The 12689-nt window shown below is 68.8% G+C and carries 13 protein-coding genes; 4 read left to right on the top strand and 9 right to left on the bottom strand.

Features of this window, described 5'->3' with window-relative positions; all coding sequences use genetic code 11:
• The first annotated feature begins 3 nt into the window (after window positions 1-3).
• The 3 genes from H9X80_RS03375 to H9X80_RS03365 all read left to right on the top strand — a co-directional run bounded on the left by H9X80_RS03375 (window position 4) and on the right by H9X80_RS03365 (window position 3668).
• On the top strand, window positions 4-738 hold the full coding sequence (locus H9X80_RS03375) for a class I SAM-dependent methyltransferase (protein ID WP_204792946.1): 735 nt from the start codon (window positions 4-6) through the stop codon (window positions 736-738).
• Window positions 735-2297, top strand: coding sequence for an alpha-amylase family glycosyl hydrolase (locus H9X80_RS03370; protein ID WP_204792945.1), 1563 nt, complete (start codon window positions 735-737; stop codon window positions 2295-2297). Before H9X80_RS03375 ends, H9X80_RS03370 begins: the two co-directional genes overlap by 4 nt.
• A 336-nt stretch (window positions 2298-2633) precedes the next feature.
• Window positions 2634-3668, top strand: coding sequence for a putative sulfate exporter family transporter (locus H9X80_RS03365; RefSeq protein ID WP_204792944.1), 1035 nt, complete (start codon window positions 2634-2636; stop codon window positions 3666-3668).
• Between the two features lie 231 nt (window positions 3669-3899).
• Here H9X80_RS03365 and H9X80_RS03360 read toward each other — a convergent pair whose 3' ends face one another.
• From H9X80_RS03360 to H9X80_RS03325, 8 genes are all read right to left on the bottom strand, one after another.
• Window positions 3900-4616 carry a YczE/YyaS/YitT family protein gene (locus H9X80_RS03360; RefSeq protein ID WP_239471537.1) on the bottom strand — a complete coding sequence of 239 codons (717 nt, stop codon included), beginning with the start codon at window positions 4614-4616 and terminating at the stop codon, window positions 3900-3902.
• Entirely contained in the window at window positions 4609-5052 is a 444-nt protein-coding gene (locus H9X80_RS03355) for a MarR family transcriptional regulator (protein ID WP_204792943.1), read from the bottom strand. The genes H9X80_RS03360 and H9X80_RS03355 overlap by 8 nt, the downstream gene beginning before the upstream one ends.
• A gap of 84 nt (window positions 5053-5136) precedes the next feature.
• Window positions 5137-5880: a TVP38/TMEM64 family protein gene (locus H9X80_RS03350; RefSeq protein ID WP_204792942.1), complete on the bottom strand. Its 744-nt coding sequence runs from the start codon at window positions 5878-5880 to the stop codon at window positions 5137-5139.
• A gap of 82 nt (window positions 5881-5962) precedes the next feature.
• Window positions 5963-7504, bottom strand: coding sequence for an ATP-binding protein (locus H9X80_RS09360; RefSeq protein WP_204792941.1), 1542 nt, complete (start codon window positions 7502-7504; stop codon window positions 5963-5965).
• On the bottom strand, window positions 7492-8178 hold the full coding sequence (locus H9X80_RS03340; RefSeq protein WP_342590861.1) for a response regulator transcription factor: 687 nt from the start codon (window positions 8176-8178) through the stop codon (window positions 7492-7494). Before H9X80_RS03340 ends, H9X80_RS09360 begins: the two co-directional genes overlap by 13 nt.
• A gap of 628 nt (window positions 8179-8806) precedes the next feature.
• Complete coding sequence (locus H9X80_RS03335) at window positions 8807-9532, bottom strand: ABC-2 transporter permease (RefSeq protein WP_204792939.1); 726 nt, start codon at window positions 9530-9532, stop codon at window positions 8807-8809.
• Window positions 9532-10437 carry an ABC transporter ATP-binding protein gene (locus tag H9X80_RS03330; protein WP_204792938.1) on the bottom strand — a complete coding sequence of 302 codons (906 nt, stop codon included), beginning with the start codon at window positions 10435-10437 and terminating at the stop codon, window positions 9532-9534. Before H9X80_RS03330 ends, H9X80_RS03335 begins: the two co-directional genes overlap by 1 nt.
• A gap of 36 nt (window positions 10438-10473) precedes the next feature.
• On the bottom strand, window positions 10474-10842 hold the full coding sequence (locus H9X80_RS03325; protein ID WP_204792937.1) for a GntR family transcriptional regulator: 369 nt from the start codon (window positions 10840-10842) through the stop codon (window positions 10474-10476).
• Window positions 10843-11595: 753 nt separating this feature from the next.
• On the opposite strand from H9X80_RS03325, the gene H9X80_RS03320 reads away from it, so the two are divergent.
• Window positions 11596-11979, top strand: coding sequence for an MmcQ/YjbR family DNA-binding protein (locus tag H9X80_RS03320; RefSeq protein ID WP_204792936.1), 384 nt, complete (start codon window positions 11596-11598; stop codon window positions 11977-11979).
• A gap of 36 nt (window positions 11980-12015) precedes the next feature.
• Here H9X80_RS03320 and H9X80_RS03315 read toward each other — a convergent pair whose 3' ends face one another.
• Window positions 12016-12657: a class I SAM-dependent methyltransferase gene (locus H9X80_RS03315; protein ID WP_204792935.1), complete on the bottom strand. Its 642-nt coding sequence runs from the start codon at window positions 12655-12657 to the stop codon at window positions 12016-12018.
• Window positions 12658-12689 lie beyond the last annotated feature (32 nt).

The raw sequence follows: 12689 nt of genomic DNA, 5'->3' as shown, positions 1-12689 counted from the left end.
TCGATGGGCACAGAAGGAAAACGGACGGGAGCGCCCCGGGCGGGGGACGTCGAGCTCGTACGGCGCGCGGACGGCCTTGCGCTCGTGGGGGACGGCATGGAGCTCATGGCCGACCTCACGCGGATGCTGCCGCGTCTCCGTCCCGACCGCCTCGGCCGCGAGCTGCTCGTGCGCGCCGCGCGCGTGCGGGGCGTCGAGTCCCCCACGGCGGTCGACGCCACGGCGGGCCTGGGGGAGGACGCGCTGCTGCTGGCCGCCGCCGGCTTCACCGTCACGCTGTACGAGAGGGACCCGGTGATCGCCGCGCTGCTGCGCGACGCCCTCGCCCGCGCCGCGGACGTGCCGGCGCTTGCCGGCCCGGTCGCGCGCATGGAGCTCGTGGAGGGGGACAGCACCGAGGCCCTGCGTGCCCTAGGCGTCGCTCCCGACGTGGTGTTTCTCGACCCCATGTTCCCCGAGCGCCGCAAGAGCGCGGCGGTGAAGAAGAAGTTTCAGCTCCTGCACCACCTGGAGCGCCCGTGCGAGGACGAGGCCGCGCTGCTGGACGCGGCGCTCGCGGCGCACCCGCGCAAGGTGGTGGTCAAGCGCCCGCCCAAGGGTCCGCACCTCGCAGGGGTCAAGCCGTCCTACGAGTTCACCGGCAAGGCCGTCCGCTATGATGTCATCGTGCCGCCCCCGAGGCAGGCGGCCCCCGACGCGGCCCCGGGGCAACCGGGGGCAAGAGAGGAGCGCCCATGAGCGCGTGGCTCGGAGACGCCGTCTTCTACGAGGTCTACCCCCAGAGCTTCAACGACACCAACGCCGACGGCATCGGTGACCTGCCCGGCGTCATCGAGAAGCTCGACTACGTGCGCGAGCTGGGGTGCAACGCGCTCTGGCTCAACCCGTGCTTCGTCTCGCCCTTCGGTGACGCGGGCTACGACGTGGCCGACTACTGCCGGGTGGCCCCGCGCTACGGGACCAACGCCGACCTCGAGCGACTCTTCGCCGAGGCGCACGCCCGCGGCATGCACGTCCTTCTCGACCTCGTGCCGGGGCACACCTCGATCGAGCACCCCTGGTTCAAGGAGTCCTGCCGCGCCGAACCCAACCAGTTCACCGGGCGCTACGTCTGGACCGACGACGTCTGGACGCCCGTGGGCGACGTCCCGGGCGTGAACGGCGTGCTGCGGGGCATCGCCGAGCGCAACGGCGCGGTGGCCGTCAACTTCTTCGCCTTCCAGCCGGCGCTCAACTACGGCTTCTATCGCGTGACGGAGCCCTGGCAGAGCCCGATGGACTCGCCCGAGGCCCTGGCCACGCGCCAGGCCATGAAGGACGTCATGGCGTTCTGGCTCGAGCATGGCTGCGACGGCTTCCGTGTGGACATGGCCGGCTCGCTCGTGAAGGACGACCCCGACCAGGAGGGCACGATCGCCCTCTGGCAGGACATGCGCGCCTTTCTGGACGAGCGCTTCCCCGAGGCCGTCCTGATCTCGGAGTGGGGCGAGCCGGACAAGACCATCCGCGCGGGCTTCCACATGGACTTCCTGCTGCAGTTTGGCACCTCGCACTACATGGACCTCTTCCGCTGCGAGCACCCGTGGTTCGGCCGCGAGGGCGTGGGCGACGCGAGCGAGTTCGTGGCCACGTACCGCCGCAACCTGGAGCTCACGGACGGCCGCGGCCTCATGTGCATCCCCTCGGGCAACCACGACATGGACCGTCTGCGCGCCTTCCTGGACCCGGGGGAGATGAGGCTGGCCTTTGCCTTCATCATGTCCATGCCGGGGTGCCCCTTCGTCTACGCGGGCGACGAAATCGGCATGCGGAACCTGGACGTGACCTCGGTCGAGGGCGGCTACCGGCGCACGGGCGCGCGCTCCCCGATGCAGTGGGACGCGGCGCTGCCCAACTACGGCTTCTCGGACGCGCCCGCCGAGCGGCTCTACATCCCCCAGGACGCGAGCGACGACGCGCCCACGGTGGCGGCGGAGATGGCGGACGACGCCTCGCTCTGGCGCGAGGTCCAGCGGCTCATCGCGCTGCGCCGTGCGACGCCGGCCCTTGGGACGGGCGCCGCGATCGAGTTCCTGTACTGCGAGAAGAACGCGTACCCGCTGGTCTACCTGCGCTCCGTTCGCGAGAAGGGCGGGCAACGCGTGCTGTGCGCGCTCAACCCCTCCGGCCGTGCGACCGAGGTTCCGTGCGAGTGCGTGCCCGGGCGCACGCTCTATGCGCTCGGTGGCGAGGCGGAGCTGTCGGGCGGCGTCCTGCGCGTTCCCACGGAGAGCGTGACCTTCATCGAGCTGGCCTAGGGCTGCCTGCCCGTCCGTCACCGCCCTCGGCATGGCGGCGAGGACCTCGGTGGCCTGCAGTCCGCGGGCGTCGGTGCGGGCGAGGAGGGCGTTCTTCTCGCCGGCGCTGCCCCTTGCTTCTTGCAAGTTAGCCCGAACTAATCCCACACCTAGGCTGTCTTTTATCTTGCGCATCTGGGGATTTCTTCCAAATGCGCCGAGAAAGACAAACTAGGTGTGGGGTTAGTGTAGGTAAACCCAAATGTTTCGGGGCTGTTGCGGGACCGCGCTCGCAATCTCTCTCCATATGCGGTAGGCTACTCAGCTTGCTGGGTCGACGTGGAGAAGGGCGGGGACGTGGAGCTCATCAGGGACTTTGACAAGACGTGGAGGGGCGTGCTGCTGGCGCTGGTCATTGCGGTGCCGGCCTGGCTGCTGGGCAGGCAGCTCGAGGTGGTGGGCGGCCCGGTCTTTGCCATCCTCATCGGCATGGCTCTCGCCGTGGCGCTGCGGGGGCGCGACACCTCCGCGATCGAGCCGGGTGTGCGGTTCACCTCCAAGAAGGTGCTCCAGTGGGCGGTCGTCCTTCTGGGCTTTGGCCTCAACCTCGCGCAGATCGCGCAGGTGGGTGCCACCTCGCTGCCGATCATCGTGGCGACGATCACCACGTCGCTCGTGGTGGCGTTCGTCCTGTGCCGTGCGCTCAAGATTCCCGGCAAGATCTCCACGCTGGTGGGCGTGGGCTCCTCGATCTGCGGCGGCTCTGCCATTGCGGCCACCGCGCCCGTCATCAAGGCGGACGACGAGGAGGTGGCCCAGGCCATCAGCGTCATCTTCCTCTTCAACGTGATCGCCGCGCTCGTGTTCCCCACGCTCGGCGGCGTGCTCGGCCTCTCCAACGAGGGCTTTGGCCTCTTCGCGGGGACGGCGGTCAACGACACGTCCTCCGTCACGGCGGCCGCCGCTGCCTGGGACGGCATGCACCCGGGCGCCAACACGCTCGACGCGGCCACCATCGTGAAGCTCACGCGCACGCTGGCCATCATCCCCATCACGCTGGCGCTTGCGCTGTGGGGCGTCCGCAAGGAGCGCCGCGCCGGCGGCGAGGGCCAGAGCACGTTCAGCCTGCGCCGCGCGTTTCCCGCCTTCATCCTGTTCTTTGTGCTGGCAAGCGTGATGACCACGGTCCTTGCCCTGCCCGCGACGGTCACGGCGCCCGTCAAGGAGCTCTCCAAGTTCCTCATCGTCATGGCGATGGCGGCCATCGGCCTCAACACGGACGTCGTGAAGCTGGTGCGCACGGGCGGAAAGCCCATCCTCATGGGGTTCTGCTGCTGGGTTGCCATCGCGTGCGTGAGCCTGGGGATGCAGCACGTGCTCGGCATCTGGTAGCGGGCCCGCGCGGCGGCGCGGCCTGGCCTCGCGGAGCCTCGTCTCGCGTCAGGGTACGTACACCCCCGCAATAGGGTACGTACACTCCGCTGTGTCCTTCTCGCCAGCTTATCTGACGTTTCTGCAGGTAGAGAGGCTGGCGAGAAGGACGTTAAAGCCGCAGCAGTGTACGTACCAGAAACATCGGTGTACGTACCCTTGGTTTCGTGACTCGTGAAGAGGCGAGAAGGGCTACTCCTCCGCGCCTTCCGGCACGAGGCCGCGGATCTTCTCGATGAGCGGCACGTGCGCGTTGATGACGTTGCAGATGGGGCCCACGACGAGTGCGGACGCGATCGTGCCGGCGCCGAGGCCGTTGAGGTAGCCGAAGAACGCGATGGAGAGGCAACACGCGATGACGACGAGCGTGGTGTCAAAGCAGAGCTTGCAGGTGCCGAACGGGCGGCCGAGCTTGCCGGCGATCGCGCGCACGATGCCCTCGCCCGGAACCACGATGACGTCCGGCGCCACCTCGACGGCGATTCCGAACGCGAGGATGCAGCAGCCGACGGCAAGGGAGAGGATCTCCGCAGGGAGCCCATGCGGGCTCAGCCACCAGAGCAGGCCCATGCTCACGTCGATGAACGCGCTGAAGATGAGGTTCGCCACGATCTGCAGGAACTGCACCGGCTTGAAGTCGCGGCGCAGCAGCACGATCTGGGCGATGATGTAGAGCATGTTGATCACGAAGGTGGTCTCGCCAAACGTGGGCCAGAACTCGAGGTCAAGCACGTAGGGGATGCTGGAGATGGGGGAGGTGCCGAGCGCCGCCTTGGTGATGAAGGCCACGCCGAAGGAGTTGATGAGCAGACCCGCCACAAAGCAGAGATAGCGCGGGACGATGTTGCCCGTGCGGACGCTCTCCCCAAAGACTCCCGACCAGCGCAGCTTGGCAACCAGCTCACTCATGCGTGCCCTTTCCTTCCTCCTGCTCAAAGTTCTCGTTCACGCGGGCCAGCAGCCGTGCGAGCTCGTCGCGCTCGTCGGCGGTCATGTCCGCGCACGCTATCTCGTCGACTTCGGCCCCGCAGATGGCCACGTGCTCCGCGGCCTCCCAGCCGGCGTCGGTGAGGCGAACCTCCAGCGCGCGCCGGTCGCCCTCCTTGGGGCGACGCTCGATGAGGCCCGCCTCCTCCATGCGCCCGAGCACCCCGGTCACCGTGGCCCGGTCCATCGCGCACGCGTTGGCGATGTCGCGCTGCAGGCAGCCCTCGTTGTCCGCCACGAACTCGAGCACCTTGGGCTGTCCGGGCATGAGGCCGTACCTGCGCGTTCGCGACGTCATTGCGTGGTTGGAGCGGCCAAACGTCACGAGCAGCAGGTGGTGGATCGTGTCTGCCTCCACACGCGCCTCCGCGGTCCGATTGTTTGGATAGCAATAGTTAGTATACAAACGATTTTGAAGAGGATGTGAGCCGGCTCTGTGTCGTCAGGCAACCTGCCTCCGGCGTGCGAGGGCATAGGCGCCCGCCCCCACCGCCACGAGCGCAAGGGTGACGGCAACCGTGACGCCGGCGGCGACCCAGTCGCCCGTGGACGCAAAGCCCGCGGCAAGGGTCGAGGTCACGACGGAGGGAATCCGCCCGACCGTAGCAATCAGGGCGATGCGCCACCAAGGGCAGTCGGTGAGCCCAGCCACGTAGGTGAGGGCGTCCTTCGGCGTGCCCGGGACGAGAAACACCACGAACATGAGCAGCTCGAAGCGCGCCGAGTCGCGCAGCCACGAGACATCCTCGATCTGCTCGGCCGTGAAGAGCGCCCGCACGACGCGCATGCCCAGCGCGCGCACCACCGCCGTCACCGCGAGCGTCCCCACGAGGCCTCCCGCAAGGCAGATGACCGTTCCCTCCCAGAACCCAAACAGGTATCCCGCGGCAAGCTCGATCGGCTCTCCGGGAAGCACCGCAACCACGACCTGCGCAACCACGAGCGCCCCCATGGCAACGGGAGCGAGCGCCCCCTGTGCGTCGACCCACGCCCGCACGGCCTCACCGTCCGTGAAGAACGACCACAGCCGCGGCCCAAACGCGGCGACCCCCAAGGCGGCGAGAAGAACCACGGCCGCCGCCACGGCAACGTAGATCGGGCGCACCACACGGTGCTCGCGGCGGCCCCTCACGCCCGAGGTCCTTCTCGCCGGTGCGCCCTGCGCCGTGTTCTCCATGCCAGCCATGCGGCCTCCTGTCTCGCTTTCCTGTCTCGCAAGCCTAGGGGACGAAGGTCAAGAAACCCTCAACGGTGGGCACCGCACTTTGTCACGCCTCGCCGACCCCGGGTGCCGCCACGCGCACGCTCACAACCGCGCCACCGTGCGGTCCGTTTGCCAGCTCGAGCGAGCCGCCGTGCCGCTCGGCGAGGGTTCGCGCAACGTAGAGTCCCAGCCCCATGTGTCCGCCCGTGCCCTTAGACTCCCCCCAGAACGGCTCGGCCGCGCGGTCGAGGGCGGCCTCGGCAAACCCCGGGCCGTCGTCGGCAACGTCGAGCTCGAGCGTCCCGTCCGCCCACGAGAGCGCCAGGCTTATCTCGGCTCGCGCGTAGCGGGCCGCGTTGGCCACGAGGTTGTCCGCAATACGCGAGAGCGCCCGGGCGTCCGCACGGACGAGCGCGGGCAGCTCTCCGTGCGTGGCGCGCACGTCCACGTCGCACGAACGCGCCACCTCGCGGGCGTCGAGAAGCGCTCCGTCAAGCCACGCTCCCGGGTCAAGCGGCCCCGGGCTCACCTCCGCCACCTCGAGCGCGTCGAGCCCGCTCATGGATTCGGCGAGGTCGGAGAGCCGCTCGGCCTGGCGGACGATTACCGCGGAGGCGGCACGCACGTCGTCCTTCTCGGCCACCCGCCCGATGAGCTCCGCCTGGCCGCGCACCACGGTGAGCGGCGTCCGCAGGTCGTGCGCGAAGGCGGCGTTCACCTGCCGGCGACCCTCCGCCGCGCGCCAGAGCTCCCCCTCGGTCCGCTCGAGCTCAAGGCGCATGGCCTCGAGCTGCCCGCAGAGCCGCCCCAGCTCGTCGGCGCGCCGGGGCTCCACGTGGAAGTCGAGGTCGTTAGCCGCGATGCGCCGCGCCGCCTCGTCCATGTCTGCCAGCGGGCCGCAGAGACGGTCGCGGTAGAAGCGCCGTCCCGCCACCACGAGGCTGGCGACGAAGATCGCCGGCACTGAGGCTATAGCCAGCCACGCGGTGGCGCGGTAGGGCTGCGGATTGCCCGGGTACGGGAGGTAGTAGCCCACGTTTGAGACGACGGGCCGCTCTCCGTCCGCGTTGGCGGGCAGCGCGGCCGCAAGCTCGGCGGCCTCCCTGGCGCCGGGACGCGCCGAGGATGCCTCCGCGTCGTAGGCGGCAAGGTCGGCAAGGGTGAGCGGGCGTCCGGAGGCGGCCGTCTCGTCAGAGAGGGACCACGCGAGGTCGCTCATCTCGTCGTCGGTCACGTCAGCGGGCGGGTCGTCCAGGGAGACCGGCAGCCTGTCGGCAGGCTCGGCCGACTCCACGTAGAGGACGACGGCCCCCTCCGCCGCACCCTCCTCGGCGACCACCTCGTAGGCGGGGGCCTCGTACCACGAGAGCGCCTCAGCCGGCACCAGCGCGTCCTCCCGCGCGTCGTAGACGTAGGTGCCAGAGTGCGCGTAGGGGTCCTCGGGCAGCGTCGACTCGGCAAGAAGCCCCAGGAGCCCGGTGGAGACAAACGACAGCACGAGCGCGGCGAGAAGGGCGACGGAGGCGTAGAGGGCGAAGGCCGCCTTGAGCGAGCAGTCGGCAACCCGCCCGCGTAGCTTCCGCAGCGCCGCCCTCACGCGCGCCACGAGTACCCCACGCCCCACACGGTAACGAGCGGTTCCGTCGTGCACCCCGCCTCGGCGAGGGCGCGACGGATGCGACGCACGTGCTCGGTCACCACGGAGGAGTCCCCGGGCTCGCCCCACACGCGCTCGTAGATCATGTCGCGCCCGTAGACCTGGCCGGGCCGGCCGGCGAGAAGCGCCACGATGTCGAAGTCCTTCCGCGCAAGCCGCACGTCCTTCTCGCCCACGCGGACCTCGCGGCGGGCAAAGTCCACGGAGACGTCGCCCGCAAAGCGGACCGTCGCCCGGTCGAGCGAGCGACGGTCACGTGCGAGCTGGGCGCGCACCCGGGCGCCGAGCACCTCCAGCGAGAAGGGCTTGGTCACGTAGTCGTCCCCTCCCGCGGCGAAGCCCTCGAGCGCGCCCGCGTCCTCTACCCGTGCGGTGAGGAAGACGATGGGACAGGTCACGAGGTCGCGAATCTGGCGGCAGACGGAGAAGCCGTCGGCGTCGGGCAGGTTCACGTCAAGCAGGATGACGTCAGGGGCCCGGTGTGCGGCGACAAGGGCACCCGCGGCGTCGCGCGCCACGAGGGTGCGGTAGCCCTCGAGCCCGAAGTACGACTCGAGCATGTCGGCGATGTCGCGCTCGTCGTCCACGATCAGGACGAGCGGCTGGTCGTGGCGTGCGGGCACGGCCTGCCCCCTTCCGTCAAAGAAGCCAATCCTGCCCATGCTATCCGGGCGATGTCAACAAACCCTCAACTCCGGTTGTCCGGGGCCGGTGGGCGCAGGGCGGGGCGCGGGGCGGGGCGCAGGGCGGGCTTACGAAAGCTCGGACGCTGCAAGCTGGCCTCCTCTGCGCTTACGAAATCGCGGGTAGTGCAGCGCTGCGGTCTCCGTGCGCTTACAGAAGTACGGGTAGTGCATCTTGCGTTCTCTGCGCGCTTACAAAATCGAGCCCCTTTCGGGTGAGAAGAACCTTGGCGCTTAGGCTTTGCCGGTCGTTGCACCAGTCAGGTTCTTCTCGCCTGCAACGGTTGTCGATTCGTAAGCAAATCGGGGTCGAGCGCCTGCAATAGCTGCGATTATGTAAGCGGCGTCGGGGTGAGAGGTACAACGGGCTTGGTTTTGTAAGCAGCAACGGCGGAGCGGAGCGCAACGGGCTCGAATTTGCAAGCGCCGTCGGCAGCACGGGACGCAACGGGCTCGAATTTGTAATCGACGACGGAGAAGCACGGGGAGGGGGCGCGCTATCGTAAGCCGCATCCCGCGCGCCGCGCTAAGCCGCACCCCGCACGTTCTGCTCGCCGGCGCCCGCCCCCTACAGCTCGCGCCGCTCGTAGAGCTTGAGGGAGATTGCGGCGGAGACGGCCAGCGCCGCGGCGGACAGCGCCACGCACGCCGCCACGCCGGCCACCATCCCGCCCGGCGTCTCCAGCGCTGCGAGCACGCCCGACACCAGGTCGAGGCCGGGGATGCCGCCGTCGAGCATGCCGCTGTTGCCGAGCACCGCCACCGGCACCACGAAGAGCAGCACAATCACGGTGGGCAGGATCTGCGTGGCGCGGGTCTGGCCCAGGCGGAAGTAGATCGGCGTGACCACGCTTGCCACCACGGCACCGATGAGCAGGCAGAAGCTGGTCACGAAGGCCATCGGCCCCAGCAGGTCCGCTCCAAAGGAGAACGCCTCGCCCACTTCGCCGCCGATGCCCAGCGCTGAGACCACGGCCACGGCGACGAGCGCGCCGGCCAGGCCCACGACCATGCCCATGAGCCCCAGCGTCACGATGGCCCCGTAGCGGCCGAGCACCACGTCGCGCCGGGAGAGCGGGAGGGTGAGCCTAAAGAGCCCCCAGTGGTTGAGCTCGTCGTAGGCAGCAAGGCCCATGGAGCCCATCATAAAGAACATGCAGGTCAGCGTTGCGGGCATGGCAAGTGGGGTCTGCATGCCGAGGCCTATGCATAGACTCACCAGAAGCCCCAGGCCCAGGAGCTGCCGTGCGTAGTCGCGGAAGATCGTCATCTCAATCAGGTAGGCGCGCTTCATTATCGGACACCGCCCTTCAGGGTGAGAGCCAGGTAGTCGTCGATGGTCATGTGGTCGCAGGGAATCTCGGGGAAGTTCTCCGCAAAGGCAAAGCGGTCGGGCACGAGCACGTCGATGCCGTAGTCGTGGCGCAGGTAGCGCAGCTCGGCGTCCGGGATGACACCTGAGGCCGCCACACGCTCGAGGTCGGCCACCCGGCAGCGCGCGATGCCCATCTCGTCGGTGATGACGTCCTTGGGCAGGTCGAAGACGATGCGCCCTGCGTCGATGCACACGATGCGGTCGGCGATGCGCTCGAGGTCGCTCGTGATGTGGCTGCTCATGAGGATGGCGCGGCCCGGCTCGGCCACGAAGTCCCGCAGACGGTCCAGCACCTCGTCACGCGCCATCGGGTCGAGCCCGGCCGTGGCCTCGTCGAGGATGAGCAGCCGTGCGTCGTGCGAGAACGCGCAGGCCAGGCTGAGCTTCATGCCCATGCCGCGGGAGAGCTCCTTGACCGTCTTTTTTGCGTCCAGGCCAAGTTCGGCCGTGAGGCGCACGAAGCGGTGGGCGTCCCACGTGGCGTATGAGCGGGCGTAGATGCGGCCCACGTCCGCCACCCTGAGGTGCTCGGGCAGGGAGATCGCGTCAAAGACCACGCCGATCTGCTCCTTGACCGCCGCCCCCGAGGGGCGGGAGAGCTCCTCGCTCGGGGTCCCGAGCACGCTGGAGGTGCCGCCGTCGGTGGGAAAGAGGCCGAGCAGTGCCTTGATGGTGGTTGACTTGCCGGCGCCGTTCTGCCCGACAAACCCCACGACCTCGCCCTCGCTCACGGCGAGGTCAACGCCCTGCAGGGAGAAGCCGTCGTAGTGCTTGGTGAGCCCGCGGGCCTCGACGAGGGTGCCGCCGGCGATGTCTGCGCTCATGCTGACGTCCTTTCTGCGCGAGGTTCTTCTCGCGCACTACTCCAGTACCAGGGCAAGCATCTCCGCGAGCTCGTCGTTGGTGAGGCCGACCGAGCGGCCCCTCTCGACGGCCTTGGCCATGAGGGCCTCGACCTCGCGCAGCTGCTCCTCGCGGATGAGCTCGGCGTTTCCGCCGGCGACGAAGCTGCCCTTGCCCTGCACCGTCTCGATGAGGCCGGCCGCCTCCAGGTCCGCGTAGGCGCGCTTGGTGGTGATCGCGCTCACGCGCAGGCTGTTGGCCAGGGCTCTGATGCTGGGGAGCTGCTCGCCCTCCGCAAGCTCGCCGCGCACAATCGCCGCCTTGATCTGGTCGGTGATCTGCTCGTAGATGGGCTTGCCGCTAGAGCTTGAGATGATGATGTCCAAGTTCGAGTCCTTCCTGCCGGCCCCTTGGGCGTCCCCGCGGGGTGTGCCGCCTCGGGGCGTCCCCCTGGGCGACCGGGGAGCCGCGGACGTCTTCGCGCCTCTCCGCCGAGTATAGCGTGTATACCCGATAAGCACAGTATATACTCACATATACACAGTGCAAGAGGTTTTTTGGATGTGGAGTGCGAGCGGCGCGGGGGCGGAGCAGGGACGCTTACAAAACCGCGGTTGTTGCGAGCGGCGACGGGGCGCGGCTTAGGGAATCGCGGCAGTTGCAGCCCCGACTCGGGTGGCCGCTTACGAAACCGCGGCTGTTGCACTCCCGGCTTGGGTGGCCGCTTGCGAAACCGCGGCTGTTACACTCTCGTGTTGTCGGCCGCTTGCGAAACCGCGGCCGTTGCAGCCCCGTGCCAGCCGCGTGCTTAGAAACACGCGGCTGGCACGCCTCACAGGCACCCGACAAGCGCAACAACCTCCGTTTTCAAAGCAACCAGACGGCCGCAAGCCGCAACAGCTCTCATTCTCTAAGCGCACGACAAGACGGAACTGCAACGGTCATCATTTCCTAAGCACGCAGCACCGCAGAAGCCGCAACAGCCGCGATTCCCTAAGCGCGCGGCCCCGCGCAGCCCCCAGCAGCCCCCCGTAACGCACCAGTGGCCGATTCTCCGTCCCCACCCCAGCACACCTCGGCGAGAAGAACGACAATTACCGAAACAGCAATGCCCGCGGCAAGAGAACGGCGGCAGCACCATGGACTTCTCGGCCATAGACGCCCGGCTGCTCGCGCACCCCGGCACCACGAGGGCACTCCACGAGACGTGGGGCTGGATGGTCTGGTGGGTGGGCGGCCGGCAGTTCGCCTGCGAGCTTGTTGCCGGGCCAGGTGCCAAGGCGCCCTATGCGGGACGGCACCTGCTTTCGCTCAAGTGCGACCCCGACCGCATCCTGGAGCTGCGTGCCGAGTGGCCGGACACGGTGCTGCCAGGCTACTACTCCGACGGTCGCACGTGGATCTCCGTCGACCTCGATGGTGACCTCCCCGAGGAGCTGCTGCTCTCCCTCTGCGACCTGAGCTACGAGCTCGTCTTTGCCCGGTTGCCCAAACGCGTGCAACGGGAGCTTGTCGGAAGGTGACCGCATGGTCACGTCCGGCTGACTAGCGGTTCAGCTTTAACGTCCCTTCCGGGCCACGGCAACGCACGCGGTCGTTCCGACCCGCCGCCACGAGACCTCGTCGAACCACGCCCCGAGAATCCCCCTGAGCTCGGACTCGGAATACATGTGAACGTCCCCCTCCCGCGAGCGCGCCATCCATGCGTTCATGACCGCGCGGGCCGGCGCCGGCTGCCACGTGTCCCCGATCACCAGCACGCCGCCCGGCGCGAGCACGCGCCACGCCTGGAAGGCGGCACGGTCGGGGTCCGGGTAGTGATGGAAGGAGTCGTTGCACCAGACGGCATCAAAGCTCGCCTCGTGGAAGGGCAGCCGCTCCGCGTCGCCAAGCCGGATCTCGGCCCGGTCCCCCAGACGGGACCGCGCCGCCCCGACCATCCCGGGCGCCAGGTCGATGCCCGTGACCCGGGCGCCCGGGACCTCGGCGAACACCCGCTCCGCAAGCGCGCCTGTCCCGCATCCCAGGTCGAGCAGGCGCGGGGCGTCCCTGCCGGCGACGGCGCGGGCCACCTCTCGCACAACGTAGGGGTAGAGCAGCCGCGTGCGCGCGCCCTCCCTGCCCTCGTCGTAGGTCGCCGCCTGCGCGTCAAAGGCGGCGCGAGAGCGAGCCTTGAGCAGCTCCGCGTTCTTCTCGTCCATGAACCTTCCTTTCTGTTGAGCATTGTTCAATA

The organism is Olsenella profusa (assembly GCF_016900315.1).
Taxonomy (GTDB): Bacteria; Actinomycetota; Coriobacteriia; order Coriobacteriales; family Atopobiaceae; genus Thermophilibacter; species Thermophilibacter profusus_A.
Note: the sequence above shows the minus strand (reverse complement) of the source record. Positions and strands in the feature narration are given on the sequence as shown.

Coding starts and splice junctions, on each gene's coding strand:
- H9X80_RS03375 (WP_204792946.1), top strand. CDS start 4: ATGGGCACAGAAGGAAAACGGACGGGAGCGCCCCGGGCGGGGGACGTC.
- H9X80_RS03370 (WP_204792945.1), top strand. CDS start 735: ATGAGCGCGTGGCTCGGAGACGCCGTCTTCTACGAGGTCTACCCCCAG.
- H9X80_RS03360 (WP_239471537.1), bottom strand. CDS start 4,616: ATGAGTGAGCTGGTTGCCAAGCTGCGCTGGTCGGGAGTCTTTGGGGAG.
- H9X80_RS03350 (WP_204792942.1), bottom strand. CDS start 5,880: ATGGCTGGCATGGAGAACACGGCGCAGGGCGCACCGGCGAGAAGGACC.
- H9X80_RS03335 (WP_204792939.1), bottom strand. CDS start 9,532: ATGAAGCGCGCCTACCTGATTGAGATGACGATCTTCCGCGACTACGCA.
- H9X80_RS03330 (WP_204792938.1), bottom strand. CDS start 10,437: ATGAGCGCAGACATCGCCGGCGGCACCCTCGTCGAGGCCCGCGGGCTC.
- H9X80_RS03320 (WP_204792936.1), top strand. CDS start 11,596: ATGGACTTCTCGGCCATAGACGCCCGGCTGCTCGCGCACCCCGGCACC.
- H9X80_RS03315 (WP_204792935.1), bottom strand. CDS start 12,657: ATGGACGAGAAGAACGCGGAGCTGCTCAAGGCTCGCTCTCGCGCCGCC.